Raw genomic sequence first — 25676 nt, forward strand, 5'->3', positions numbered from 1 at the left:
GTAGTCGGTGCTGAGCTCTCGCCGTACCGACGCGCGCCGCAACCGCGAGGTCATCCTCCGAGCCGCTGACGAGGCGTTCACCGAGGACGTCGACTTCGTGCCGCTGTCGGAGATCGCCCGCCGCTCGGGTCTGGGCCGGGCCACGGTCTACCGGCACTTCTCCGACCGCTACGCGCTCGGGATCGCGGTCGCCGAGAGCAAGCTGCACATGCTGCGCGAGCTCGTCGCCGAATGCGACTTCATCGAGGTGCTGGAGGAGCTGTTCGACGAGCAGATCTCGCGGCGTCCCCTGGTGCGGCTGTTCCGCGAGCTCACGCCGGCCGACCAGCGCCGGTACGCCGGTCAACTGGTCGCGATCCTGACCCCGGGACTGCGCGAGGCGCAGGAGGCAGGGGTCATTCGCAGCGACGTCGGCCCGGACGACCTGGCCCTGATCTGCGAGATGGTCGAGGGCGCCCTCGCATCGCACCTGCCCACCGGCGGTGTCGAATCGGTCGAGAGGGTCGTGAGAACCGTCCTCGCCGGCCTGCGCACGACGAGCGGCGCGGCTCCGGAATGAGTTCTTCTTTCGTCGAAAGAACCGGGTTTCCCGTTTCCTCCTGAGAGCAGTTCTGTGTTTTCGATTGATCGCCCACTCGCAAGTCATTAGTGTGGGCCGCTCTTCGCGTGATACGGGCTTCCTGGGGGTTGGCGATCATGGCTGCAGAGCGGGGGATTCGACTTCAGGGCAGGGAGAGAACGATCTCCTTGGTCCGGGAGTTCGCGGCACGTCCGGAGAAAGGCGGTTTACCGCGCAACCGGCCGTCGCCGATCGTGGTGTTCACCGGTGGACGCGGCAACGGCAAGAGCGCTCTCCTGAAAGAGCTCGCCGACCGGATGGACCAGCAGATCCCGCACGCCAGCATCGACTGCGAACAGGCCGGCCACACGACCACGAGTGAGCTGCTGTCCGGGCTGACGTTCGAGTTGAACCTGCAGCGGGGCCGTTATCGGCGGCTCACCTTTCCTCGATTCTGGGTGGGCCACATCGCCATCTCGGAAAAGCTGAAGTCCACCGATCCCGATAGCGCGTGCCGCCAGATCGAAGGAACTCTGCGACGGCACGGCAGGAGCGACCAGCTCCGGACGTTCTTGGAGAGCAACGCTCCGGTGAACGTGCAGTTCAGCGGTGACGGCGCGAATTCCGTGCAGGCCCAGAACATCAACGGTCCCGTCATCTTCTACGGCGGGAGCCGCGGGCGGGTTCAGGACGCACGGCGCAGGCGGGAAGGGGTGCTCAAGGGCCTGTCCCGCCCGTGGCGCCGCCTCGACCTGGAAGGCGGGCGTCGTTGGTACGGCCACCAGGGGCGCGGATTGCGCCACGATTCCGGTCATGTCCTGGTGAACCTGAACCGGATCGCCGGCAGCCACGACGTCGATGATCAGCGCGAGGCCGACGTGCTGCTGTGGGAGGCGTTCCTCGCCGACCTCCGGGAGAACTTCGGCAGGTGGAAGGCGGCCTCGTGGTCGTTGAACTGCGTGATCTTGTTCGACAACGCGGATTCGCCGCGGGGACGTCGCTTCCAGGAGGGGTTGATCGAGGCGCGAAGACGGCACCCGGCGCAGCCGGACCCGCTCACCGTGGTCGCCACCAGTCGTTCGAGCGTGGACACGCCCGTGTTCGTCGAGCGGGCGAGCTACGCAGACCACCTGGAACGCGACCGCGACGTGTACCCCGTGATGCTGCCGGACCTCACCAAGCACGACGTCGTGGCCATGCTCGAAGGCCTCGACTTGACGTGGGGGAATCCGTGGAAGCTGGCCTCCGAGGTGCACACCTTCACCCGAGGGCACACCGGTTCCACCCGGATCGTGCTCGACACGCTCCAGAGCAGCCCGGAACCGGTGGACCTGCGAGCGGTGCTCGACACCGCGGCGGGTTCGGGAACCGTGGAGGACGAGTTGGTCCGGCAGTTGCTGCCCGGTCTGGACGGCGTCGTGTTCGACGACCTGGTGACCTGCTCGGCCGCCAGGGACCTCGGCCAGGCGCTCCGGATGTCGGTGGACAGCGGATTGCTGGGCAGCAACTCCCGGCAGCGTTCGAAGGAGCTGTTCGCGCCCGATCTGTGGGTGCCGACGGAGTCGGACGGACCCGTGGAGCTGCGTCCGGTGCTGCGCAGGTTGCTGCTGCGGAAGCTGGCGGACCGTCCGGAGACCCACCGGGCGAACTGGACCGGGGTGAACGAGTGGCTGCGCGACGATCGCCAAGCCGATGAGGTCAGCGAACTCCACCACCGCTTGGCCCTCGGCGAAGTCGGACCGGTGACGCGGAAGATGGCGGACTCCCTGCGCTCCAAGCCGATCCGCGAGTGGTTGGTCGTGCTCGAGGACGTCACCGGAGCGCCGAACCGCCTGAGCCACGGCTGCGACCCGATCGCAGAGGTCACCGCGCTGACCGAATGGGTGGACCCGCAGGACGTCCCGATCGCTCCGCTGGCCCGGCTGATCGCGTCGCTCTGGCTGGAGCGCGATCCGCTGGTGACTCCGCACCGGACGGCGTTGCTCGAGCAGATCGCGTGGGAGTTCCAGGAGATCGCGCCGCATTCGGGCAAGGGGCACGCGGTCCTGCGCGAGGAGGCCTTCAAGTACCAGCGCCGAGCCGAGCAGTGACGTGCCGGCCTGATCGAGGGGATTCGCCGTGACCCGAACCGATGCTCCGGAATACCCGCCCGAGTTCAAGCCGCCGAAGCCGACAGCGGCTCGCATCGCCCAGTACGGGAGCTTCCTCGTCGCCGCGGCACTTGCGGTGGGGCTGGTCCTGGTGGGCCTGCCGGTGATCGGAGGTTGGTGGACCGGCTGCGGGGGAGAACTGGTGTCGCAGCGAGGCGAGTGCGTCGGGGTCACCGATCTCACGGATCTCGACGATGATCCGAACTCCTTCCACTTCGACCGTTCGCTGGAACGCGTCGAAAAGCTCATCAGGAATGAGAACCTGCGCTTGGAGGGCGAATCGGCGGTGACCGTGGGGCTGCTCATGCCGATGAGCAAGGGCGACGGCAGCAGCCAGTCCGAGCAGCAGATCCGAGCCCACGTCGAGGGCGCCTACCTGGCGCAGCACCTGGCCAATCGCGATGAGAACGCGGCTCCGAAGATCCGTCTCGTCCTGGCGAACGAGGGCGGAACCGAGCACGCCTGGTCCAGCGTGACGTCCGATCTGATCGAGATGAAGGACGACGAACAACCGCTGGTGGCCGTGACGGGCATGGGCGTGAGCGTTCGGGAGACCGTCTGGGGCGCTCGTGCCCTCTGGGGAGACGATCCCCTCTCCGGCCCGCGCATCCCCATGATCGGTTCGGTGATCACCGCTGACGAGCTGAACAAGGTCGGTGGGCAGCCCCCGGAACCGAACGAGCGCATTCCCGGCATCCCAGGCCTGAGTCGCGTCAGCGTCAGCAACGACACCGAGGTCACCGCGCTCGCTTCGGCACCACGACTGCAGTCGATCCGGCCGCTGATCGTGCACGACACCAACGCGAACGACTTCTACACCGCCGGGTTGCGGCGCGACTTCGAGAAGCACTTCGCCCGGCAGTGGCGCGAGGCCGAGAACCCGCACGAACCCTACGACGGCCAGGGATCAGGTGTGTCCAGCCGGTTCAGCGCCATCGCGAGAACCCTGTGCGGCGTGAACCCACCGGACACCGTGCTGTACTCGGGACGCGCGGTTCTCCTGCCCGGCTTCATCGAGGAGCTGCGCAACGACACGCAGTGCAAGAACCCGATCACGGTGGTCACGGGGTCGGACGGCAGCACCCTGCAGGACACGCTGAAGCCGACGATCCCTGGGCAGCGGGAGGTCCGGGTCGTCTACGCCGCGCTCGCCGACCAGTCCGTCCTCCAGGACCCGAACTTCACGTCCGAGTTCACCCGCTCGTTCGAGAAGGACGATCTGAACAACGCCTGGGCGATCATGGCTCATGACGCCGTGAAGACCGCGATCACCGCGATTCGGGGCGCGACCGATCAATCGGGTGATCTCCCGCCGATCAGCGACGTCGTAGACCAGCTCGGCAACCTCAACTCCGGCATGAAGTGGGTCGACGGTGCGGCCGGCCGGTTCGAGATCGACGCGAAGACCGGTGACCCGGTGGGCCGGACCGTCCCGATCATGGAGATCGGCCCCTACTCGGATCCGAGCGAGCCCGGCAAGCTCCGCGCGGAGGTGATCCACCAGTACCGCCAACCCAATCCCCGCTGCCCCGACGAGGCCCCGCAGTGCTGACGTGGTCGCCTCGCTCGGCGCCGCTCAGGTGGTGAGAACGCGGAACGGCTCCCAGCGATCCGCCGGGTGATCAGGCCTCGCCGGCGAGGACCTGCTGCATGCGGGCGGTGACCAGCGGTCGGCGGGAGTCGTGGTGGGGGAGTCGGTGCGCGAGCTGGCCCAGGACCTCCAGGTCGTCGGTCGGGTGGTCGCGGAACAGCGCCCACAGCGCTGCCACGTCCCCGCGATCGAGGACGGCGTTGCGCAGCGAGGCGAACAGCTCCTCCCGCTCGTCGCGGATCGCCGGTGCCTCGCTGTCCTCCAGCAGCGGGCCTCGGTAGGTCTCCGAGGCGCTGCGGAGGTCGCCGTCGTGCAACGCCTGACGCACCGTGAGGAAGTCGGCGTCGACCGCGGCCTGCAGCCGGTAGGGCTTGGTGGCGATGACGTGCTCGCCCAGATGCGTGCGCAGCCGGTGGATCTCGGCGCGAGCGGTGACGGGGTTGCCGCGCTCGCCGTAGAGCTGGAAGGCCAGCCGGTCGGCGGTCAGCCCGGCCGGGCGCATCGCCAGCAACGTCAGGATCTCCGCGTGCCGCAGGGAGAGCGGGACCTCGCGCCCGTCGAGCACCGCGCGCGGGCCGGCGGAGTTCAGGAAGGACAGCGACAGGACCGGTCTCGGGCGTGCCGGGGTGGAGGACGAACCGGGCAGCCGCAAGAGGAAGCCCTCCGCGAGTCGTTCCAGCACGGCCTCGCGGCCATCGGCGAGCGTGACCCGGCCGTCGGCGACGTCGACGCGCTCGGGCAGCAGCGAAGCGCCCGGCTCCACCGCCAGCACCCGCCCGGTGCGGGTCAGCAGCGCGCCCGCTTCACCGCGCAACGCCCGCAGGTGCGGCATGTTCCGGGCCCGCAACTGCTCGTCGCGCGCCGCCATCCGCGCCCGCAGGTGACTTTCGGCCAGTTGAGCGGCGGCGCTGACCAGCGACACCATCGCCGGGTGCACGGTGCGCAGCGGGCCGCTGATGTCCACCGAGCCCAGCACGTCACCGGTGTCGGGGTCGTGGATGGGGCTCGCCGCGCAGGTCCAGTCGTGATAGGTGCGGACCAGGTGCTCCGCGGAGTAGATCTGCACCGGTTTCCCCACCGCCAGAGTGGTTCCCATCGCGTTGGTGCCGATGGCCTCCTCCGCCCAGCGGGTTCCCTCGCTGAGCCGCACCCGGTCGGCGCGCCGCTGCACGTCGGCGTTGCCCTCGCGCCAGAGGATCAGCCCGTCGCGGTCGGTCACGATCATCACGTGCATCGCCTCGTCGGCGACGTCGAGAACCGTTTGCCTCAGCACCGGAATCGCCGCGGCCAGGGGATGTTCGGAGCGCATGTCGCGGACTTCGGCGCGTTCGCAGACCACCGGGGCCTCGCAGGCGTTGGGATTGATCTCGGCGGCGAGCGACCGCTGCCACGATTCCGAGACCAGCGTCCGCGGCGAGTGGGACGAGCGATCGCCGCGCAGCACCGCGTCCCAGACCCGCCCGAGCAGCGATGCGTACTCCAGCGGGTCGGCGAGCATCGTCGCGGTGGGGGTTTCCTCCTCTGCCTGCACGCTGCCTCCAGTCCTCGCGTCGGCGGTGACGCGTGGGCTCATGATGACCACGAGCACCAGCGGGGACAAGGGACCGGACCGGCAACGGGCTTGAAACCGTCCGTTCGGTCAGGCATCCGATCGGTGCAACCTCGTTGCAACGTGAGGTGGGACACGCTGCTGCACGACAACGGAAGTTCTCGTGCAGGAGGCAAACGCATGACCAAGTACGCAGCGCCGGGTACGCAGGGCAGCGTCGTGGCCTACGAATCCCGCTACGACCACTACATCGGCGGTGAGTACGTGGCCCCGGCCAAGGGCGGCTACTTCGCGAACCCGACGCCGGTGACCGGTGCGGACTTCACCGAGATCGCTCGCGGCACCGCCGATGACGTCGAGCGCGCGCTGGACGCCGCGCACGGTGCGGCACCGGCCTGGGGGCGCACCTCGGTCGCCGAGCGCGCGCTGGTGCTCAATAGGATCGCCGACCGCATGGAGGCGAACCTGGAGCGGCTGGCCGTGGCCGAGAGCTGGGAGAACGGCAAGCCGGTCCGCGAGACGCTGGCGGCCGACATCCCACTGGCCATCGACCACTTCCGCTACTTCGCCGGAGCCATCCGGGCCCAGGAGGGCAGCCTCGGCGAGGTCGACGACAACACGGTGGCCTACCACTTCCACGAGCCGCTGGGCGTGGTCGGCCAGATCATCCCGTGGAACTTCCCGATCCTGATGGCCGTCTGGAAGCTGGCGCCCGCGCTGGCCGCGGGCAACGCCGTGGTGCTCAAGCCCGCCGAGCAGACCCCGGCTTCGATCCACGTGCTGCTCAGCGTCATCGGCGACCTGCTGCCGCCCGGTGTGCTCAACGTGGTCAACGGCTTCGGTGTCGAAGCCGGCAAGCCGCTGGCCTCGAGCAGCCGGATCAGCAAGATCGCCTTCACCGGTGAGACCACCACCGGTCGGCTGATCATGCAGTACGCCAGCGAGAACATCATCCCGGTGACGCTGGAGCTGGGCGGCAAGAGCCCGAACATCTTCTTCGGCGACATCGCCTCCGCCAACGACGCCTTCTACGACAAGGCTCTCGAAGGCTTCACGATGTTCGCGCTCAACCAGGGAGAGGTCTGCACCTGCCCCTCGCGGGCGCTGATCCAGAGCAACATCTACGAGAAGTTCCTCGGTGAGGCCGTGGATCGCACCAAGGCGGTCAAGCAGGGCAACCCGCTGGACACCGACACGATGATCGGTGCGCAGGCCAGCAACGACCAGCTCGAGAAGATCCTCTCCTACATCGACATCGGCAAGCAGGAGGGCGCGAAGGTCCTCACCGGTGGCGGGAAGGCGGACCTCGGGGGCGAGCTCTCCGGCGGCTACTACGTGGAGCCGACGGTGTTCGAGGGCCACAACAAGATGCGGATCTTCCAGGAGGAGATCTTCGGCCCGGTCCTGTCCGTCGCCCGCTTCGACGACTACGCCGACGCGATCAAGACCGCCAACGACACCCTCTACGGCCTGGGCGCCGGGGTCTGGTCGCGCGACACCAACACCGCCTACCGCGCGGGTCGCGAGATCCAGGCGGGCCGGGTGTGGGTGAACAACTACCACTCCTACCCGGCGCACGCGGCCTTCGGCGGCTACAAGCAGTCGGGCATCGGCAGGGAGAACCACAAGATGATGCTGGAGCACTACCAGCAGACCAAGAACCTGCTGGTCAGCTACTCGCCGGACAAGCTGGGCTTCTTCTGATGGAGCCCGCCCGGGTGGCCGTGACCCCGGAGGCGGCGGAGCTGCTCCGCCGCCTCCGGGCCGACCACGGTCCGCTGATGTTCCACCAGTCCGGCGGGTGCTGCGACGGCAGCGCCCCGATGTGCTACCCGGCGGGGGAGTTCCGCACCGGAGGCTCCGACGTCCACCTCGGCGATCTCGACGTGGACGGTGAGGCGATCCCGGTGTGGATGTCGGCCTCGCAGTTCGAGTACTGGAAGCACACGCACCTGACCATCGACGTCGTGCGCGGCCGGGGCAGCGGGTTCTCGCTGGAGGCGCCGGAGGGAGTCCGGTTCCTGATCCGCTCGCGGTTGCTCACCGACGACGAGCTCACGGCGTTCGGCCTCGTCTGATCGGCGGGTGCCGGGCGAAGGGGGGCGGCTGCGGGGTCCGCTTGATCGGGCGGGCCCCGCTCGGTCGCCTCCGGGCGCGTCAGCGATGTGGTGCGGGTCACGTATCGGGCTAGGATGGTCCTCGGCTCGGCCCGTCGACCCGACTCGCGATCGTCGAGGTCCGCGCACATCCCGCACCGGCGGCTGGAGGATGCCTGATGACAGTGCGAAGCCGGGTGCCCAGCTCGCGCGAGGTCGACGTGCCCGAGCTGGCTGGGCCGCAGATCACGTCTCCGGGCGGTGACTCATCCCGCCTGGCGAAGTTCCACGTGCCCGAGGTCGTCTTCGGGCCCAGTGCGCTGGCCGAGCTCGGTCATTGCGCGCGGCGGCTCGGTGCGCGCCGTCCGTTCCTGGTCACCGATGGTGGGCTCACCGAGGCGCGGTGGGCGGCCGAGGCCGCCGGGCACCTGAAGGCGGTCGGCCTGGAAGCGATCGTGTGGGACGCCGTCACCCCCAACCCGAAGGACCACGAGATCGAGGCCGCCCACCGGCGCTACGCCGAGTCCGGGGCGGACGTGATCATCGGGGTCGGCGGCGGTTCGGTGATCGACGCGGCCAAGGGCGTTGCGATCCTGTCCGGCAACGGCGGCCGGATCCTGGACTACGAAGGCGTCGATCAGGTGACCAACCCGATCCCGCCGCTGGTCATGGCCCCCTCGACGTCGGGAACCGGTGCCGACGTCTCGCAGTTCGCGATCATCACCGACACCGCGAACGCCACCAAGGTCACCATCCTCAGCCGCGCGCTCGTCCCCGAGATCTCGGTGGTCGACCCGAGGTTGCTGACCAGCATGCCGGACTGGCTCAACGCCGCCACCGGCCTGGACGCGCTCACCCACGCGATCGAGTCCTACGTCTCCCGTGCGCACAACACGCTCACCGAGCAGCACTCGTTGCACGCCGCGAAGCTGATCACCGGGAACCTCGCCCGCACCCTGTTCCGCCCGGCGGAGGCCGAGCCGCGGGTGGCGATGGCGCAGGGAGCGCTGGAAGCGGGGATGGCCTTCACCAACGCCATCCTCGGCGCCACCCACGCGATGAGCCACCAGGTCGGGGGACTGCTCGACGCTCCGCACGGGGTGATCAACGGAGTGCTGCTGCCGCACGTGATCCGCTTCAACGCCGAGACCGACGCCTCCCGCTACGTCCCGCTGGCCGCGGCGATCGGGATCGACGTGGTCGGCGTGCCCGCCGGGGAGGTGGCCTTCGCGCTCGCGGATCGAGTGCGGGAGCTCGCCGACGTGGTCGGCGTGCCGCAGACGCTGCGATCCCTCGGGGTGTCCGACGCCGACGTCCCGGTGCTGACCCGCAACACGCTCAAAGACGCCTGCCTGACCACCAATCCGCGCGAAGCGCGGGCCACGGACATCGCGCGGCTGTTCCGGGCGGCGCTGTGAGCGGCGGTGCCGCCGCGTCGGGCGGTGACTTCGGCGACGACCTGGGCGTGCTGACGGGGCTGCGCTCCGGAAAGCGCTCGTTCTACCCGGAGTACGTGCGATCCGCCGAGCGCCTGGAGCACGCGGTGCAAGCGCTCGACCGCATCTCCCGGGCCCTGGTGCGCACCGTCGAAGGCCCTCGCACCCTGGTCGAGGCGGTGGTGCGGGCCGCTGCCGAACACCTGCAGGCCGATCGGCTGCTGCTGGGCATCGCCGACGGCGCGCTGCGCGCCGCCCGCCCCCGGTTCCTCCTGCTGGACCGCGGCGAGCTCGTCGACGACGAGGCCGATCTGCCCTCGGAAGTGCGGGTACAGCTGGATGTAATTCGCAGCCGGCCGTGGGAGGTCGAACTCGAACCCGGTGGTCCCGGGTGGGTCCGGGCGCCGATGACCTTGGACGACGAGCCGGTCGGCGGGCTCGTCGGCTGGCCCGGTGACGTGCCGGTGGCCGACACCGACCTGGCGATCCTGCGGGTCCTGGCGAACCAGGCCGCCGTCGCCGTGCACAACTCGTTCCTCTTCCACGCCGCCGCCCAGCTGCGCGGGCGCACCGAGCAGCTCTCGGAAGCCGCCGCTCAGCAGGCCAGGGACCTCGCCGCTCGCAACGCGGAGCTGCAGGAGACCCAGCGGCGCCTGGTGGAGGCGATGCAGCGGCAGGCGCTCGACGACGAACGGCACCGCATCGCCCGCGAGCTGCACGACACCGTCACCCAGTACGTGCTCAGCGCCGGCATGACCGTCGAGGTCTGCCGCGGTGAACTCGCCGAGATGGGCCCGGACGCGGAGCGCGTCGCGGAGAAGCTCGCACCGGCCAAGGGATTCACGCAGCAGGCGGTGGAGCGGCTGCGGGCGGCGATCTACGCGTTGCACCACGGAGCCGAGGAACCACCGGGTTCGCTGCCCGTTCTGCTCAAGCAGCTGTCCACCGTGCACCTGTCGAGCGAGTTGAAGGTGGAGGTGCGGGTGGCGGGTTCTCCCGCACCCCTGCCGCCGGAGGACGAGAGCTCGATCCTGCGGCTCACCGGTGAGGCGCTGTTCAACATCGTCTCGCACGCCGAGGCCACTCGGGCCGTCGTGCACCTCGTCTACCAGCCCGACCAGCTCCGGCTGACGGTGTCCGACGACGGAACGGGTGATCCGGCGCGGCTCCGCCGGTCGCTGAAGCTGTCGGAGGCGACGGATCTCGCCGGTCGGCATCGCGGTCTGGCCAACATGGCCGTCCGCGCGACGGAGCTGGGAGGGACGTTGGGGATCCGCCGCTCGCGCATGGGCGGCATCGCCTTGCAACTGCGGGTGCCGCTCCCACCGGACGCGGAGGTGGTGCCGTGAACCCGGAGGTCCCCGGCCAGCGAAGCGGTTCTTCTCGGGTGCGGATCGTGCTCGTGGACGACCACGCGATCGTCCGCCACGGGCTGCGCTCCGTGCTCGAACGCGAGGACGACCTGGAGGTCGTCGGCGAGGCGGCGTCCGCGGCCGAGGCGATCAACGTCGTCGGCGGAGCCGATCCGGACGTGGTGCTGCTGGACCTGAAGCTCTCCACCGGTGACAACACCGAGGGGCTCGAGCTGTGCGGGCAGCTCACCCGGCTGCACCCGGATCTCGGCGTCCTCGTGCTGACCACGTTCCTCGACGGCCGGCTGGTCGTCGAGGCGATCCACCGCGGGGCGCGCGGCTACGTCGTCAAGGACGTCGACACCACCGAACTCGTCCGCTCCCTCCGCGCGGTGGCCCGCCGCGAGAGCTCCTTCGACTCGCGCTCCGCTGCCGCGATGGTCGAATCGATGAACTCGCCCGTCAGCCAACCTCGGCTCACCGAGCGGGAGCTCAAGGTTCTCCGGCAGCTCGCTCACGGCCTCAGCAACCGCGACATCGGGGCGGAGCTGTTCATCTCCGAGACCACGGTCAAGTTCCACGTCCGCAACATCATGCGCAAGCTCACCGCCACCAGCCGGGCCGAAGCCGTCTACGAGGCCAGCAAGCTCCACCTCATCTGAGAACCGGGGATCAGGCTTTGCTGATGGTGAGCCAGCCCCCGTGGTGGTCGGTCACCTCGTAGGGGTGGCCGGTGGTCGCGCCCATCCGGTGGAGCTCGTGGGGGGTGAAGGTGCGGACGTGGCCGAAGGCGTCGTTCGGCTCGTCCTCGTAGGGAACCGCGATGATGACGTGCCGCCGGGCCAAGCGGAGCGCTTCGGCGAGGACCGCGTCACCCCGGGCCGGTTCGAGGTGTTCGAGCAGGTGGATCGCCGTGACCGCGTCGACCGTTCCGCCCGGGAGGGGGACCTGGGTGGCGTCGCAGACCAGGGTGGGCATCCGGTGACCGCGGGTCGCGGCCACGGCCTCCAGCAGGCGCATGCTGCCGGGCGCGAGGTCCGAGGCGATCACCGAGTGCTCGGCCCGCTCGGCCAGCAGCAGCGGCAGGAAACCGAAGCACGATCCCAGGTCCAGGACCCGGCCGGGCGGCGTGAGACGCAGGACGCGCTCGTACACCGGGGCGAAGCCGGCGATCGAGGAGTGCGACGCGTCGGACGGCGGAGTCGCCCCGCACTCCCGGATCCGGGCGAGCGTGTTGTCGTAGAACGTCGTCCACGCCCGCAGCGGGTCGTCGATCACCGACTGCACGACCTCGGTGAAGACCCGCTCGAAGACCTCCACGCCGCTGAGCCAGCCGGGCGCGAACAGCTCGGCGGCGAGGATCCCGGCGAGGTTGTTGTCCAGCTCCTCTGGCCGGAACCAGTGGGTGATCTCCATCCGGTGGTCCCGCCGGTGCAGGCAGAAGTGCTCCGTGCGCGTCACCGCGACGCGCGCGTCGCACGGAGGTTCGTGCCGCGCGACGGTGACCATCGGGTCGTGGCCGTGCGGGGAGAGCGGGTCGATGTGGTGCAGCGCCGAGCGCTCTCCCGCGCTCACCGCCCGGTCACCTCCGTCGCCATCGTCTCGGCCGCCTTCGCCAGGCCCGAGAGGTCGCGCACGACCTGGACCCGGTCGCAGTGCTCGGCGTAGTCGGGCAGGTCGCAGCGGCCCAGCCGCCACGAGTAGCGCGGTTCCGGGGTGAGCCAGATGGTTTCGCGGCTGCGGCGCGCGATCTCCGCGAGGGCCTCGACGTTCGGGTCGTTGCCGTTGCCGCGCCCGTCGCCGAGGATCAGCACGGTGGTCCGCCGGTTGAGCGCGTTGCCGAACTCGTCGAGGAAGGACGCGAAAGTCGCTCCGTAGTCGGAGTTCCCGTCGACGTCGAGGATCCCGCCCTGAGGCAGGCCGTCGAAGACCAGTCCCAGCGCGCGCTCCAGCGGGTGATCGGTGAACAGCTCGGAGATCTCCACCGGGTCGTCGACGAAGGCGAACGTGCGGACCTGGGTGAACAGCGACTGCAGGCCGTGCACCAAGTGCAGCGTGAAGCGCGCGGTCGAGCGCACCGACAGCGAGACGTCGGCGAGCACGATCAACCGGGGCTTGTCCTCGGCTCGCGTCACGGTGACCGGCCGGAACGGCACGCCGTCGTAGCGCATGTTGCGCCGCATCGTGCGCGCCGGGTGCACCCTGCCGCGCGGGGTGTTGCGGCGCTTGCTGGTCGGCGCCCCGCGCAGGCTGTGCACGATCCGGCGCAGCGACTCCTCCAGCTGCTGCCGCTCGCCCTCGTCGACCCGGTCGAGCCGGCCGGTGGTGACCTCGCGGGACTCCTTGGCCGTGCTCTCCAGCTCGGCGAGCTTGGCCAGGTGCTGCTTGAGCAGTTCCGGCAGGTTCTCCAGCACGCCCGTGAGCCTGCCGCGCGGAGCGGAGTCGTCCGGGCCGCCGTCGTCGGCGAGCCAGTCCAGCAGCGTCTGCTGCTCGGCGATGCTCAGCCGGGTGTCGATGCGGTGGCCGGTGTGCTCGGCCAGCGACCCGGGTGTCCCGGCGTTGCTCAGGTGCTCGGTCTCCAGCTGGACCGAAGGCACCGATCCGCCGCCCGCGCTGCTGTCGTCGCTGGAGAACACCACCTCGTCGGTCATCGAGGCCAGGTCGATCTTGTTGCTCTCCTGGTGCAGGTTGTACTGCTGGGCCAGGTCGTCCGGGTCGAAGTAGTCCCGGATGTCCGCGGGTTTGGCGTGGGTGTGGCCTTCCTGCGGGGTTTCGGCGGGCTCCTCCGAGACCGTGAACGACTGCAGCTCACCGGTGTCGGAGAGGTCGTCGTGCTCGTGGCTGTGCTCGTGCTCGTGGTCGTCGGCCACCACCGGGCGCAACGTGAAGAACGTGGTGAAGACCTCGTCGAAGATCTCCTCGTCGCGCCGGTCCTTGATCATCGCGACCTTCAGCGCGTCCCGCAGCGCGTCCCGATCGTCGAGCATCCCGGGCTGGGCGGCGCAGCGCATCGCGTCGGTCGCCTCGGACACCGAGATGCGCAGGCCGAAAAGCCGCAGCAGGCGGACGAATCGGTGCAGTGCTGATTCCACGGCTCGCTCCTCACGACTTGCGCCGGGTCGCCGATGAGAACGAGCGCTGCCCCTGGCCACCCGTGGAGCGCTTCGGAGCACCGCTGGAACCCGGTGCGCCGTAGTAGGAATCATCGTGGCGGCCGGGTTCGTCCTTGGCGGCGCGCACATCGCGGCCGTCGACGTCGCCGTGGTCGTGGTCATGCCCGTGCCCGTGCCCGTGCCCGTGGCCGTGGCCATGCCCGTGGGTGGGCAGCTGCTCGGGGATGTCGCGGTTCGGATCGGCCATGTGCCCGATCACGTCCAGCGCCTGGTGCAGGTCGCGCTCGTACTTCACGACGACGTTGACCGTCTCGGCCAGGACGTCCGATCCCAGGTCGTCGGCGCCGAGCACCGCGAGGGTGCGGGCCCAGTCGATGGTCTCGGAGATCGACGGCGCCTTGCGCAGCTTCAGCGCGCGCAACCGCCGCACCACCGTCACCAGCTGCTCGGCCAGGTTCTCGGGCAGTCCGGTGTGCTTGGAGCGGACGATCTCCAACTCCCGGTCGTGGTCCGGGTAGTCCAGGAACAGGTGCAGGCAGCGGCGCTTCAGCGCGGCCGACAGGTCGCGGGTGTTGTTGGAGGTCAGCACGACGTACGGGGGAGTGGTCGCGGTGTAGGTGCCCACTTCCGGCACCGAGACCTGGAACTCGGCGAGGCATTCCAGCAGCACCGCTTCCAGGGACTCGTCGGCGCGGTCCACCTCGTCGACCAGCAGCACGGCGGGCTGCTCGCCGCGGATGGCTTCCAGCAGCGGCCGGGCCGCCAGGAAGCGGTCGGAGAAGAAGACGCTGTCCTGCGCGCCGATGCGGTCGATGGCGGTGCTCAGGTCCGGCGCGTCGGCGATGATCTCGCCGATCTTGTCCCGCAGCATCTGGGTGTAGAGCAGCTGCTTGCCGTAGTCCCACTCGTAGAGCGCCTTGCTCTCGTCCTGCCCTTCGTAGCACTGCAACCGCAGCAGCTTTCGGCCCGTCGCGGCGGCGAGCGTCTTGGCGAGCTCGGTCTTGCCCACGCCCGCAGGCCCTTCCAGAAGCAGCGGCTTGTCCAGCCTGGACTGGAGGTAGACGGTGGTGGCGAGCCTGCGGTCGGCGATGTAGCCGTGCTCGCCGAAGCGGTTGATCACCTCTTCCACCGACTCGAAGGGCTTGTCGGCGGCCTGGTCCTCGATGTCGTCGAGCACTGCGATACCTCCGGAGTTCGGGCGTGCGGTGGTGGGAGGGCCGTGGTGCCGCGCGGTCGGAGTGCGCGGCACCACGGCCGGTTCCGGGCCGGGGTCAGGTGATGAGGTCGTCCAGATCCCCGGTGAAGCAGTGCTCGACGACCGGGCGCACGGTGTCGAAGGTGCACTCCTTGGCGTTGCCCGGCGTGCAGGCGTCGCCCAGGACGTGGTGGGTGATGCGGTCGACGTCGCCGGCGTCGCCCTTGATCTCCTTGGACCGCTCGTAGAACTTCGTCGGTCCTTGGCCCAGCCGGTTCTTCGAGTAGCTGTCGGCGTTGACGTCGACGAAGCGCTCCGGGATGCCCACGTCGCGCAGCAGCCGGATCGCCGCGTTGAGCGCGGCGTCGGCGGCCTGCGGATCGGTCATGCCGTGGGTGTCGACGCCCATCGCCTCGGCCATGTCGGCGAACCGCTTGTAGGCCACCGGCATGTTGAACGCCCACACGCGAGGGAGCGCGACGGCGTTGTTGAGCCCGTGGTGGGTGTCGTAGAAGGCGCTGATCGCGTGCGAGATGGAGTGGATGATGCCCAGACCGCCGGAGTTGAAGGCCTGCGCGGCGATGTACTGCGCGTACATCATGCCTTCGCGGCCGGCCAGGTCCTGGCCGTTCCACACGGCTTGCCGCAGGTTCTCGGCGGTCAGCTTGACGGCGTGCAGCGCGTTGCCCAGCGACGGCTGGAAGTTCAGCCGGGACACGTAGGGCTCGGAGGCGTGCGCCAGCACGTCGAAGCCGCACTGCGCGGTGTAGTCGACGGGGCAGTCGTAGTAGAGCACCGGGTCGTCGATCGCCAGCGTGGTCACCGAGTTGTCGTCGAAAGCGACGTACTTGTGCGGGTTGTCGGGATCGGTCGTGGTGTCGGTGATGACGTACGCCCAGGACGTCTCGGATCCGGTGCCCGCCGTCGTGGACACCGCGATGTGCGGCGGGTTCTTGGGGTTCTCCGACTTGTTGAAGCCCTCGAACTCGTTGACGTTGCGGCCGTCGTGGGCGACCGCGATCCGCGCGCCCTTGCAGGCGTCGTGCGAGGAGCCGCCGCCGATCGACACGAAGGAGTCGCAGGCGTTGTCCTGGTACATCGCGACGGAATCCATCACGTTGTAGTCCTTGGGATTGGACTCGACCTGGTCGTAGACCACCACTTCCAGGCCGTGGTAGCGCATCGACTCGACGATCTTGTGCACGATGTCGGTGCCGCGCAGGCCGGAGGTCATCACCAGCGTCTTCTTGAAGCCCAGGTTCAGCGCCTCCGGGCCGATCATCTCGTGCGAACCGGGTCCCATCAGGGCGCGGGGGAACGGGTGGAACTCCTTGATCGGGAACGGCTTGAGCAGCTCATCGACCTGCATTTCGCTGTCCTTTCCACGCGCGTCGCTGCACGTTGCTCGACGGCCGGGGGTGGGGCGCCGCGACCGGTTCCGGGGGACGACCGGCGTCGAACCCGGCTCATGCCGGAAGTTAGTGCCCCAGGTCACCTCGGGAGAACGGCCGCGAGCCAAGACCCCTCGTCCGAGAACGCAGGTCCGGACGATCGGGGAGGTCGGGACCCGTCCGATCGGTCAGGTGCGCGCGATCGGCCCGTTCGATCGGACGGGGCGGGGTGGGCCCGGTCGCACGGTGCTGCCGGAGGCTGGGCGACCTAGCGTGGTTCGGCATGGCGGAGTGGTTCGAATCAGTGGCGGAGGCCCACCGGCGGGCGCGGAGACGACTGCCGAAGTCGGTCTACCTGGCGCTCGTGGCGGGCAGTGAGCGCGGGTCGACGCTCGAGGACAACATCCGGGCCTTCGGCGAGCTCGGGTTCGCGCCGCGGGTGGCCGACCTCCCGTCCGAGCGGGACTTGTCGACCAGCGTGATGGGCCAGGAGCTGTCGCTGCCCGTGCTGGCCTCACCGACCGGGGTGCAAGCCGTGCACCCGGAAGGCGAGGTGGCCGTCGCCCGCGCGACGGCCGAGGCGGGCACCGCGATCGGCCTGTCCGCGTTCGGCAGCCGCGCGGTGGAGGACGTGGCCGAGGCCAACCCGATGACGTTCTTCCAGGTCTACTGGGTGGGCGATCGGGAGAAGGTGCTGGGCCGTGCTCAGAGAGCCAAGGCAGCCGGGGCGAAGGGGCTGATCGTCACGCTCGACTGGTGCTTCGCCACGGGGAGGGACTGGGGGAGCCCGCCCATTCCCGAGAAGCTCGACCTGCGCACCAAGCTGGGATTCGCTCCGCAGGGACTGCTGCGACCCCGGTGGCTGCGCGGATTCCTGCGGCACGGGCTACCGGATCTGACCACACCGAACATGGTGCCGCGCGGCGAGGAAGCGCCGACGTTCTTCGGCGCCTACGGCCAGTGGATGTTCACCCCGCCACCCACCTGGGAGGACATCGCATGGCTTCGGGAGCAGTGGGGCGGTCCGTTCATGGTCAAGGGAATCACGCACCCCGCCGACGCCCGCCGCGCCCGCGACATCGGCGCCACCGCGATCTCGGTGTCCAACCACGGCGGCAACAACCTCGATTCCACCCCCGCGACCATCAGGCTGCTGCCGGCGATCGTGGAGGCCGTCGGCGACGACATCGAGGTGCTGCTCGACGGTGGTGTCCGCAGGGGGAGCGACGTCGTCAAGGCCCTCGCGCTGGGCGCCAGGGCCGTGCTCATCGGCCGCGCCTACCTCTGGGGCCTCGCCGCGGAGGGACAGGCGGGGGTGCGCAACGTCCTCGACGTCCTCCGCAACGGCATCGATTCCTCCTTGCTCGCCTTGGGGCGCTCCTCGGTCCACGACCTCTCGCCGGAAGACCTCATCGTTCCGCCGGACTTCGGCCGGGAGATCCGCTCCTGAGAGCGGTTCCCCGCCGCTCCCGGGGCGCCGCTCTCAGACGAGCGTGAGCAGTCCGCTGAGGACTGCCGCGATGAGGAAAGCCGTGCCGCCCATGAAGGTCTCCATCAACGTCCAGCTCTGGAGCGTGGTGCGGATGTCGATGTCCATGTAGCGGTTGAACAGCCAGAAACCGGAATCGTTGACGTGGGACAGAACGGTTCCACCGGCGGCCACCGCGACCACGACCAGGGCGATCTCCGGCTGGGAGAGCCCCATCTCCTGGATCAGCGGAGCCACGATGGGCGCGGTCGTGACGATCGCGACCGTCTTGGAGCCCAGCGCCACCCGGAGCGCCGTGGCGATCAGGAACGCCAGCACCACGACCGGCAGGGACGTGCCGCCCAGCAGGTCGGCCAGCGCCTGACCCGCACCGGTGGCCTCCAGGACCGCGCCGAACACACCGCCGGCGCCGGTGACCAGCAGGACCAGTGCCACCGGGCCCAGCGACGCCGAGGCCGCCTTCTCGACGCGCTCCCTCGAGAACCCGCCGCGCAGCCCCAGCACCCAGAACGACAGCAGGGTCGCGACGGTCAGCGCGATCACCGGCGCGCCGACGAACTCCAGCGCCTCGCGCGCTGCGCCCGCCGGGAGCACCACCCCGGCGAAGGTGTTGAGCATGATCAGCAGCACCGGCAGCAGAATCACGCCGACGGTCACCCCGAGCGACGGGGGCGCCAGCGTCGTCGCCCCGCCCCCTGCGGAGCTCCCCCTGGCTCCGGCCTGCTCGCGGGCTTCGCCCAGCAACGCGGTGGGCACCGGCGTGCCGAGACGGTCACCGATGCGCGTGCCGAAGAGGTAGGCGCCGACGAACCACGCCGGAAGGCCGCAGACCAGGCCCATGATGGTGACCCAGCCGAGGTTCGCGCCCAGCAGCCCGGCCGCGGCCACCGGTCCGGGGTGCGGCGGCAGCACGGCGTGCATGATGGCCAGGCCGCCGACGGCGGGAAGCGCGACGCTGATCACCGAGCGCCCCGATCGTTGCGCGACCGAGTAGATCAGCGGCAGCAGGATGATGAACCCGACGTCGAAGAACACCGGGATGCCGAAGAGCAACGCGGTCAGCCCGACCGCGAGCGGGGCTCGGCGTTCGCCGAACGCGGCCAGCAGCCGCCCGGAGAGCACGTCCGAGGCGCCGGATTCCTGGATCATCCGGCCGAGCATCGCGCCCAGCGCCACGATGATCGCGATCTCGCCGAGCGTGTCGCCCATCCCGTCTTCGAGCAGGCCGGGGATCTCGGTGGGACTGATGCCCGCGACCGCCGCGACCACCACGCTGACCACCAGCAGGGCGACGAAGGCGTGCAGTTTCGCCTTGATCACCAGCAGCAGGAGCAGGGCGATCCCACCGGCCACGAGCAGCAGCAGTGCCCGAGGCGGCAGGTTCCAGGCGGATTCGGGCATCTCGTTCGCGGTGAGCGCGAGCGACGAGTCGATCGATCTGGCAGGCAACGTTGCCTCCTGTTCGGGCGGCTCCAGCGACCGCGGAACCCCGGGAGGCTCGCGATCGGTTCCGGCGATCAGTCGCGTTCGAGCGCTGGGTGTTTCGGGTCGAAGGTCCAGCCCGGGATCAGGTGCTGCATGGCGGCGGCGTCGTCGCGCGCGCCGAGCCCGTGGGCGAGGTGGAGCTCGTGCGCGGCCCGTACGCGTTCCTCGTCGAGCTCGACCCCGAGTCCGGGAGCGACCGGAACCGGCAGCAGCCCGTCGGAGATGCGCAGCGGATCGCGGGTCAGCCGCTGGCCGTCCTGCCAGATCCAGTGCGTGTCGATCGCGGTGATCTCACCGGGTGCTGCCGCCGCGACGTGGGTGAACATCGCCAGCGAGACGTCGAAGTGGTTGTTGGAGTGCGAACCCCACGTCAGTCCCCAGTCGTGGCAGAACTGCGCGACCCGCACCGAACCGCTCATGGTCCAGAAGTGCGGGTCGGCCAGCGGGATGTCCACCGCGTTCGCGCGCACCGCGTGGCCCAGCTGCCGCCAGTCCGTGGCGATCATGTTGGTGGCGGTGGGCAAACCGGTGGCGCGGCGGAACTCGGCCATCGTCTCCCGGCCGGAGTAGCCGCCTTCGGCACCGCACGGGTCCTCGGCGTAGGCGAGCACGTCGCGCAGCTCGCGGCCGACCTCGATCGCCTCGCGCAGCGACCAGGCGCCGTTGGGGTCCACGGTGATGCGAGCGTCCGCGAACCGCTCGGCGAGCGCGGTGACGGCCTCTGCCTCCTGCCTCGCGGGCAGGACACCGCCTTTGAGCTTGAAGTCGCGGAACCCGTAGCGCTCCCGGGCGGCTTCGGCCAGCCGCACCACGGAATCCGGGGTCAGCGCTTCCTCGTGGCGCAGCCGAGTCCAGTCGTCGGCGCCCTCCTCGGCGGCGAGGTAGGGCAGGTCGGTCTTGGTGCGGTCGCCCAGGAAGAACAGGTAGCCCAGCACCGGCACCTCGCTGCGCTGCTGCCCGTCGCCGAGGAGTTCGGCCACCGGCACGCCGAGGTGCTTCCCGAGCAGGTCCAGCATCGCCGACTCGATCGCGGTCACCGCGTGCACGGTGACGCGCAGGTCGAAGGTCTGCGTTCCGCGCCCGCCCGAGTCGCGGTCGGCGAAGCGCGCGTGCACCTCGCACAGCATCGACCGGAGCCGGGCCACGGGTTGCCCGACGACCAGCTCCGCCGACTCCTCCAACGTGGTGCGGATCGGTTCGCCGCCGGGGACCTCACCGACACCGGTGCGGCCGTCGGAATCGGTGAGCACCAGCAGGTTCCGGGTGAACAGAGGTGCGTGCGCACCGCTCAGATTCAGCAGCATGCTGTCGTGCCCGGCGACCGGGATCACGCGCAGCTGGGAGATCACGGGTGTCATGTTCGTCTCCGAGTGTTCAGCGCCGACCGGGTTCGCCGTCGATCCGCCGCAGCTCAAGCGTCCGGTACGCGTTGGATCAGTTCGTTCAGCAGGTCCAGCTCGGTGTCGTCGAGGTCGACCAGCGGCGCGCGGACCGGTCCGGCCGGGCGACCGATGGCGCGCATGCCCGCCTTGACGATGCTCACCGCGTAACCCGCGCTGCGGTTGCGGATGTCGCAGTAGGGCAGCACGAACTCGTTGAGGTAGCGGTGAACCGCGGTGCGGTCCCGCTCGCGGACGGCGTTGTAGAACCGGACCGCGAACTCGGGGACGAAGTTGTACATCGCCGAGGAGTAGGTCGTCACGCCCAGTTCGAGGTAGGGCAGTGCGAAGGTCTCGGCCGTCGGCAACCCGCCCACGTAGGTGAGGCGGTCGCCGACGCGCGCGTGGATGCGGGTCATCTTCTCGATGTCGCCGACGCCGTCCTTGAAACCGACCAGGTTCGGGCACGCGTCGACCAATCGCATGACCGAGTCGTCGGAGTAGACGGCGTTGGCGCGGCTGTAGATGATCACGCCCAGGTCGGTGGCCGCGCACACCGCGCGGACGTGCTCGACCAGTCCCTCCTGCGGCGCCTCGGTGAGGTACGGCGGTAGCAGCAGAAGGCCGTCGGCGCCGGCGCGCTCGGCGGAACGGGCGAGCTCGACGGCGGTGGCCGTGCCGTACCCGGCGGGGGCGATCACCGGGATGTCGGCGGGCACCTCCCGCACGGCGGCGGTCACCACCGACTCCACCTCCGAGGCGGTCAGCGAGAAGAACTCGCCGGTCCCGCCCGCGGCGAACAGGCCGGTCGCGCCGAAGCCGGAGAGCCAGCCGATGTTGTCGCGGTAGGCGGCCTCGTCGAAGCCGAGGTCCTCGCGGAAGTGCGTCACCGGGAACGAGAGAAGCCCGCTGGCAAGCCGGTCGGCGGCCTCGGCAGGCGAGAAGCGCGACATCGATTCCTCCAGGTCCGGTGCTCGGTCGGAAGTGACACTAGGGGCGTGAATCAATGCGCGTCCAACTCCGATTGAGCATCCGCCGATACCGTCAGAGCATCGATGCGGTGGGGCCGGGGATCGCGCACTACGTCGGGCCGCGTAGCCGGAGCGTCGCGCCAGGGCGGACGACCGGACCCGGCGCAGCGCGCATGCTCGAGCACCGGAGTGAACGGGGGGTGCTGAGCATGCGATCTGCGGTGGCGTTGATCGGCAGGGACCTGGTCGAGGCGTACCGGGGCGGCACGCGCGTGGAGCGGGTCTGCTACCTGGTCGCCGCGGTGCTGGCGGTGAGCGGGATCTTCCACCTGGGCGTGCTGGTCGCGACGGGCGGTGCGTGGACCGGACCGCTGTCGTGGCGGAAGCCGACGACCTTCGGCCTGTCGTTCGGGCTGACCCTGGCGACGTTGACCTGGGTGCTGTCGTTCCTCCCGATGGCGCGGCGAACCCGCGCCCGGCTGCTCTCCGCGTTCGCGGTCGCCTGCGCGGTCGAGGTCGCGGGCATCACCATGCAGGCGTGGCGACGGGTGCCGTCGCACTTCATCCCGCCGGACCGGGCGACCGGGCTGGACGTCCTGGCCGCCGTCGCGGCGGCGTCGGGTGCCGTGGTGATCGTGGCGGTGGTGGTGACGTCGACGCTGCTGGTGCTGCGGTGCAGCGGCGAGGTCGAGCCGAGCATGCGACTGGCGCTGCGGGCCGGTTTCCTGTCGCTGCTGCTGGCGATGGCGATCGGTGCGCTGATGCTGGCAGGGGGTCAGGTGCTCACGCGCACGCAGGGCGACGTCGCTCCGGCCTTCGCGTTCACCGCGGTCCTCAAGCCGGGGCACGCCGCGACCATGCACGGCGTGCTCGTCCTCCCGGCGATCGCCTGGCTGCTGCGCTTCACCGCCACCTCAGAACCGTTCCGCCTCACCGTGGTTCGCTTGGCGACGATCGGGTACGCGGCCTTCGCAGCGGTCGTGGTCGTCGAGACCCTGGCCGGGATCGACCCGCCGGGCGCCGCGCCGCTGGTGGCCGGCGCACTACCGCTGGTGGGACTCGCGGCCCTCGCCGTCGCAGCCGGGGTCACGCTCCACCAGATCATCCGGAACCCGGTGCGGGCGCGGGATGTCCGCGTTCCGGAGCGCGGTTGATCCCCGGTCCTGCGCGAACGGACCTCAGCGGGATTCGAAACCCATTCCCCGGCGTCCGGTTCCGTTGAGCTGCTCGTAGGTGAAGCGGCCGTCCCAGGTGCGCTCGTAGTGCTCCGCGGGGAAGTCCGACGGGCTGGACCCGGTCAGGAACGCCTCCCGGACGCACGCGGAGTAGGCCTCGTTGCGCGGGCACCACGGGGCAGCCGGGATGTACATGACGTTGCCCCACCCGCGCTGGTCGGCGACCGGCGCGACGCTGTGGATCACGTCGCAGTGCCACCACACGGAGTCGCCCGCCCCGACGTCGGGAATCCCGACCAGGCCGTCGAGGACGTCGGAGTGCCACTTGTGGTCGGCGGGGAAGACCTGGTTCGGCATCACCCCGCACATGTCGTCGTCGGGGACGTCCGGCAGCAGCGGGCGCAGCATGAGGTAGGCCATGGCTTCCGGGATCGGCACCGCGTGCAGCACGCCCTGGTCGTGGTCCATGTCCGACAGCGCCGTCCAGCCCTGGAAGGTGCGGAACGCCGAGCACATGGTCGACCCCGGGTACTGGGTGGCCGCGGTGCGGTGCGCGGCGTCCCACGGGTCGTAGTCCTCGACGGTGCCGTCGAACAGGTGCCGGAACGCCCGCTGGTAGGACGCGGTCATCCACAGGTCGAGGGTGCCCGGGTCGCTGTGGGTCCCCAGGCCCGCCGAGTCGGCGCCCTCCGGGCGGCGTCGGATCCGGTCCGGGTACAGCGCGTCGCGGTCCGGTTCGAACCAGCGCACGCCCTCGGACTCGTGCTTCCAGAAGGAGTTCAGGAACGACTGCACCCGGGCCGTGCGGTCGCTCTGCCTCGCCCGCATCTGAGCCTGCGACCAGTAGATCGGGTAGATCTCGGGCGTGGAGCCGACGCTGCCGAAGAAGTCGTCGCCCGGGCCGCGGTAGTTCTGGAAGAACTCGTTGCGCTCGACGTAGTTGACGATGCTCTCGTCCCACAGCAGCGCCTGCGCGCGCTCGAAGTGCCCGCGCACCACCGCGCACCCGCGCCGGCGCACCGCTTCGACCTGGTCGGGAGGCACGGTGCCCGCGGCGATGTCGGCGTAGTCGATGACCGGCCAGACATCTTCGCCGCGTTCCCGCAGCCGCTGGATCTCGGCCACCCGGGCGCGGACCTGGGCCTCGACGACGGCGAAGACCGCCTCGACGCTGCGCCCGGACGCCTCGATGCGAGCGCGCAAGGCGCTCTTGGTCTCGCGGATCGCGCCGGAGAGGTCTGCGGGCAGGGTCTCCCAGTGCGGCAGCTCCGGGAGCGCTCGGTGCGTGGCGGTCATCGCCGAACTCCTTTGGTTAGGACTCCTTACCAAACCTGAAGGTAACCGGCACCGAGCATGTGGGCAACACTCCTGACCGAGGAGTCGTTTCAGATGCGGCGGTGTCGTTGTCTTCAGGTGTGGGACTCAACCTGCACCGCCGCGGGTTCTCACACGCTGTCTGGCGAGTACGCCGCGACGCCGTGTATTGGCATACATCAGGAGTGGCGCACGGAGTCCAGGCGGCGTGTGAGGTTCCGCCACCCGCGCCGTCACGCAAACCAGCCACTGGAACAACTCTTAAACTGGCCTGGTGGTCACCGCTAAGCCTTCCCTGGACCTGCTGCGCTCCATGACCGACGAGCACGTGCTGCGCGCGATCATGCGGCACGGGCGGCTGACCCGGACCGAGATCGCCGCGCTGACCGGGATCTCGAAGCCCACGATCTCCGATGGCGTCCGCAGGCTCACCGAATCCGGCGTCCTCGCCGACACCGGAGAGCGCACCACCGGTCGGGGCAGAGCGGGTTCCTACTACTCGCTGGTGCCCGCGACGGGTGCTGCGCTGGTCGCCGAGATCACCCCGCGCGGCGTGCTCGGCGAAGCGGTGGACGCCTTCGGCGACGTCGTGGCGGGTGCGCGGGCCGAGCTCGGACGTGCACCGGGGAGGGAGAAGGCGGCGGCAGCGCTGAACGAGGTCGCTGGTCAGCTCGCGGACCGGGTTCCGCTGCGCTGCGCCGTGATCAGCGCGGCCGACCCGGTCGATCGGTCGACCGGCCGCCTGGTCCACCTGCCGGACGAGCCGTTCCTGGTCGGGGACCTCGACCCGGTCGCGGTGCTCGCCCCCTTCGTCTCCGGCGAGATCGAGGTCGACAACGACGTGAACTGGTCGGCCCGCGCGGAGCGGGACGGCGGCTGCGCGGCGGGCGTCGAGGACTTCGTCTACCTGCACCTGGGCGAGGGGCTGGGCGCGGCGGTGGTCGCCGACGGCGAGGTCCGTCGTGGCGGCAACGGGCTGACCGGCGAGATCGCCCACGTGATCACCACCGGTCCGGGTGGCGTGGCGATGCCGTTCACCGAGTTCTTCCGCGCGACCGACCTCCGCCAGCCCGGCACCGCGGCCGTCGACGTCGACGCGCTCCGGGCGCGCTGCTCCGACGGTCTCCTGCCGCAGCTGGCCGAGGCGATCCGCGGTGTCGTCCTGGCCCTGATCGCGTTCACCGACCCGCGGCTGGTCGTCCTCGGCGGAACCTGGGGGCGGGACCCCGCACTGCTCGGCGCCCTCGCGGACCAGGCGACCTCACCCCGGGAGGTCGCCTACGCCCGGGCGGAGCTCGAGTCCCCGGAGATCGCCGGAGCGCGATCCCACGCGATCGACGCATTGCGCGACCGCATCATCCGGCAGGCCGCCGAGCGGTAGCCGCTGAGCCGAACTCGGCGTACATGACGGAATTTCATCTCGTCGGGCTC

General features: G+C 70.1%; 20 protein-coding genes. 11 read left to right on the top strand and 9 right to left on the bottom strand.

Annotated features, from left to right (window positions below; translation table 11 throughout):
* The first annotated feature begins 7 nt into the window (after nucleotides 1–7).
* The 3 genes from FHU35_RS09975 (at nucleotide 8) to FHU35_RS09985 (ending at nucleotide 4261) form a co-directional block, all read left to right on the top strand.
* Nucleotides 8–559 (top strand): TetR/AcrR family transcriptional regulator, encoded by a 552-nt coding sequence (locus FHU35_RS09975; RefSeq protein ID WP_145738232.1) that lies wholly within the window; start codon nucleotides 8–10, stop codon nucleotides 557–559.
* A gap of 137 nt (nucleotides 560–696) precedes the next feature.
* Nucleotides 697–2649 (top strand): hypothetical protein, encoded by a 1953-nt coding sequence (locus tag FHU35_RS09980; protein WP_145738233.1) that lies wholly within the window; start codon nucleotides 697–699, stop codon nucleotides 2647–2649.
* A 28-nt stretch (nucleotides 2650–2677) separates the two neighbouring features.
* Nucleotides 2678–4261, top strand: coding sequence for a type 1 periplasmic-binding domain-containing protein (locus tag FHU35_RS09985; RefSeq protein ID WP_145738234.1), 1584 nt, complete (start codon nucleotides 2678–2680; stop codon nucleotides 4259–4261).
* A gap of 70 nt (nucleotides 4262–4331) precedes the next feature.
* Here FHU35_RS09985 and FHU35_RS09990 read toward each other — a convergent pair whose 3' ends face one another.
* The gene (locus tag FHU35_RS09990) at nucleotides 4332–5831 is read right to left on the bottom strand and encodes a helix-turn-helix domain-containing protein (RefSeq protein WP_425474120.1); all 1500 of its coding nucleotides are present in this window, start codon (nucleotides 5829–5831) and stop codon (nucleotides 4332–4334) included.
* Between the two features lie 198 nt (nucleotides 5832–6029).
* On the opposite strand from FHU35_RS09990, the gene adh reads away from it, so the two are divergent.
* The 5 genes from adh (at nucleotide 6030) to FHU35_RS10015 (ending at nucleotide 11395) form a co-directional block, all read left to right on the top strand.
* The gene (adh, locus tag FHU35_RS09995; RefSeq protein WP_145738235.1) at nucleotides 6030–7553 is read left to right on the top strand and encodes an aldehyde dehydrogenase; all 1524 of its coding nucleotides are present in this window, start codon (nucleotides 6030–6032) and stop codon (nucleotides 7551–7553) included.
* A complete protein-coding gene (locus tag FHU35_RS10000; RefSeq protein WP_186459358.1) occupies nucleotides 7553–7927 on the top strand; it encodes a DUF779 domain-containing protein in 375 nt (124 codons plus the stop codon). The genes adh and FHU35_RS10000 overlap by 1 nt, the downstream gene beginning before the upstream one ends.
* Before the next feature lie 197 nt (nucleotides 7928–8124).
* The gene (locus FHU35_RS10005) at nucleotides 8125–9363 is read left to right on the top strand and encodes an iron-containing alcohol dehydrogenase (protein ID WP_145738236.1); all 1239 of its coding nucleotides are present in this window, start codon (nucleotides 8125–8127) and stop codon (nucleotides 9361–9363) included.
* Nucleotides 9360–10730: a MadS family sensor histidine kinase gene (locus FHU35_RS10010; RefSeq protein WP_246110209.1), complete on the top strand. Its 1371-nt coding sequence runs from the start codon at nucleotides 9360–9362 to the stop codon at nucleotides 10728–10730. Before FHU35_RS10005 ends, FHU35_RS10010 begins: the two co-directional genes overlap by 4 nt.
* Nucleotides 10727–11395, top strand: a complete 669-nt coding sequence (locus FHU35_RS10015; RefSeq protein ID WP_246110210.1) for a MadR family response regulator transcription factor — start codon at nucleotides 10727–10729, stop codon at nucleotides 11393–11395. The genes FHU35_RS10010 and FHU35_RS10015 overlap by 4 nt, the downstream gene beginning before the upstream one ends.
* Before the next feature lie 10 nt (nucleotides 11396–11405).
* Here FHU35_RS10015 and mftM read toward each other — a convergent pair whose 3' ends face one another.
* From mftM to mdo, 4 genes are all read right to left on the bottom strand, one after another.
* Nucleotides 11406–12308 (bottom strand): mycofactocin oligosaccharide methyltransferase MftM, encoded by a 903-nt coding sequence (gene mftM, locus FHU35_RS10020; protein ID WP_246110211.1) that lies wholly within the window; start codon nucleotides 12306–12308, stop codon nucleotides 11406–11408.
* Complete coding sequence (locus tag FHU35_RS10025; protein ID WP_145738237.1) at nucleotides 12305–13825, bottom strand: VWA domain-containing protein; 1521 nt, start codon at nucleotides 13823–13825, stop codon at nucleotides 12305–12307. The genes mftM and FHU35_RS10025 overlap by 4 nt, the downstream gene beginning before the upstream one ends.
* Before the next feature lie 10 nt (nucleotides 13826–13835).
* Nucleotides 13836–15023, bottom strand: coding sequence for an AAA family ATPase (locus FHU35_RS10030; RefSeq protein WP_246110212.1), 1188 nt, complete (start codon nucleotides 15021–15023; stop codon nucleotides 13836–13838).
* Nucleotides 15024–15117: 94 nt separating this feature from the next.
* Nucleotides 15118–16410 (bottom strand): NDMA-dependent methanol dehydrogenase, encoded by a 1293-nt coding sequence (gene mdo / locus FHU35_RS10035; protein WP_145738238.1) that lies wholly within the window; start codon nucleotides 16408–16410, stop codon nucleotides 15118–15120.
* A 305-nt stretch (nucleotides 16411–16715) separates the two neighbouring features.
* On the opposite strand from mdo, the gene mftD reads away from it, so the two are divergent.
* The gene (gene mftD / locus FHU35_RS10040; RefSeq protein ID WP_145738239.1) at nucleotides 16716–17882 is read left to right on the top strand and encodes a pre-mycofactocin synthase MftD; all 1167 of its coding nucleotides are present in this window, start codon (nucleotides 16716–16718) and stop codon (nucleotides 17880–17882) included.
* A 33-nt stretch (nucleotides 17883–17915) separates the two neighbouring features.
* Here mftD and FHU35_RS10045 read toward each other — a convergent pair whose 3' ends face one another.
* From FHU35_RS10045 to kdgD, 3 genes are all read right to left on the bottom strand, one after another.
* Nucleotides 17916–19370: a GntP family permease gene (locus FHU35_RS10045; RefSeq protein WP_246110213.1), complete on the bottom strand. Its 1455-nt coding sequence runs from the start codon at nucleotides 19368–19370 to the stop codon at nucleotides 17916–17918.
* A 68-nt stretch (nucleotides 19371–19438) separates the two neighbouring features.
* Entirely contained in the window at nucleotides 19439–20764 is a 1326-nt protein-coding gene (locus FHU35_RS10050; RefSeq protein ID WP_145738240.1) for an enolase C-terminal domain-like protein, read from the bottom strand.
* Nucleotides 20765–20817: 53 nt separating this feature from the next.
* A complete protein-coding gene (gene kdgD / locus FHU35_RS10055; protein ID WP_145738241.1) occupies nucleotides 20818–21738 on the bottom strand; it encodes a 5-dehydro-4-deoxyglucarate dehydratase in 921 nt (306 codons plus the stop codon).
* 227 nt (nucleotides 21739–21965) lie between these two features.
* Here kdgD and FHU35_RS10060 point away from each other — a divergent pair, with 227 nt between their 5' ends.
* Nucleotides 21966–22910 (top strand): hypothetical protein, encoded by a 945-nt coding sequence (locus FHU35_RS10060; protein WP_186459359.1) that lies wholly within the window; start codon nucleotides 21966–21968, stop codon nucleotides 22908–22910.
* 24 nt (nucleotides 22911–22934) lie between these two features.
* On the opposite strand, the gene FHU35_RS10065 is transcribed toward FHU35_RS10060, so the two are convergent.
* Entirely contained in the window at nucleotides 22935–24227 is a 1293-nt protein-coding gene (locus tag FHU35_RS10065; RefSeq protein ID WP_145738242.1) for a DUF1479 domain-containing protein, read from the bottom strand.
* 292 nt (nucleotides 24228–24519) lie between these two features.
* On the opposite strand from FHU35_RS10065, the gene FHU35_RS10070 reads away from it, so the two are divergent.
* Nucleotides 24520–25626: an ROK family transcriptional regulator gene (locus tag FHU35_RS10070; protein ID WP_145738243.1), complete on the top strand. Its 1107-nt coding sequence runs from the start codon at nucleotides 24520–24522 to the stop codon at nucleotides 25624–25626.
* Nucleotides 25627–25676 lie beyond the last annotated feature (50 nt).

It is taken from the genome of Saccharopolyspora dendranthemae, assembly GCF_007829955.1.
Taxonomy (GTDB): domain Bacteria; phylum Actinomycetota; class Actinomycetes; order Mycobacteriales; family Pseudonocardiaceae; genus Saccharopolyspora; species Saccharopolyspora dendranthemae.

Bases quoted from the DNA above. Each gene is read 5' to 3' on its own strand.
- FHU35_RS09980 (WP_145738233.1), top strand. From the start codon at position 697: ATGGCTGCAGAGCGGGGGATTCGACTTCAGGGCAGGGAGAGAACGATC.
- adh (WP_145738235.1), top strand. From the start codon at position 6,030: ATGACCAAGTACGCAGCGCCGGGTACGCAGGGCAGCGTCGTGGCCTAC.
- FHU35_RS10000 (WP_186459358.1), top strand. From the start codon at position 7,553: ATGGAGCCCGCCCGGGTGGCCGTGACCCCGGAGGCGGCGGAGCTGCTC.
- FHU35_RS10005 (WP_145738236.1), top strand. From the start codon at position 8,125: ATGACAGTGCGAAGCCGGGTGCCCAGCTCGCGCGAGGTCGACGTGCCC.
- mdo (WP_145738238.1), bottom strand. From the start codon at position 16,410: ATGCAGGTCGATGAGCTGCTCAAGCCGTTCCCGATCAAGGAGTTCCAC.
- mftD (WP_145738239.1), top strand. From the start codon at position 16,716: ATGGCGGAGTGGTTCGAATCAGTGGCGGAGGCCCACCGGCGGGCGCGG.
- FHU35_RS10050 (WP_145738240.1), bottom strand. From the start codon at position 20,764: ATGACACCCGTGATCTCCCAGCTGCGCGTGATCCCGGTCGCCGGGCAC.
- kdgD (WP_145738241.1), bottom strand. From the start codon at position 21,738: ATGTCGCGCTTCTCGCCTGCCGAGGCCGCCGACCGGCTTGCCAGCGGG.
- FHU35_RS10060 (WP_186459359.1), top strand. From the start codon at position 21,966: ATGCGATCTGCGGTGGCGTTGATCGGCAGGGACCTGGTCGAGGCGTAC.
- FHU35_RS10065 (WP_145738242.1), bottom strand. From the start codon at position 24,227: ATGACCGCCACGCACCGAGCGCTCCCGGAGCTGCCGCACTGGGAGACC.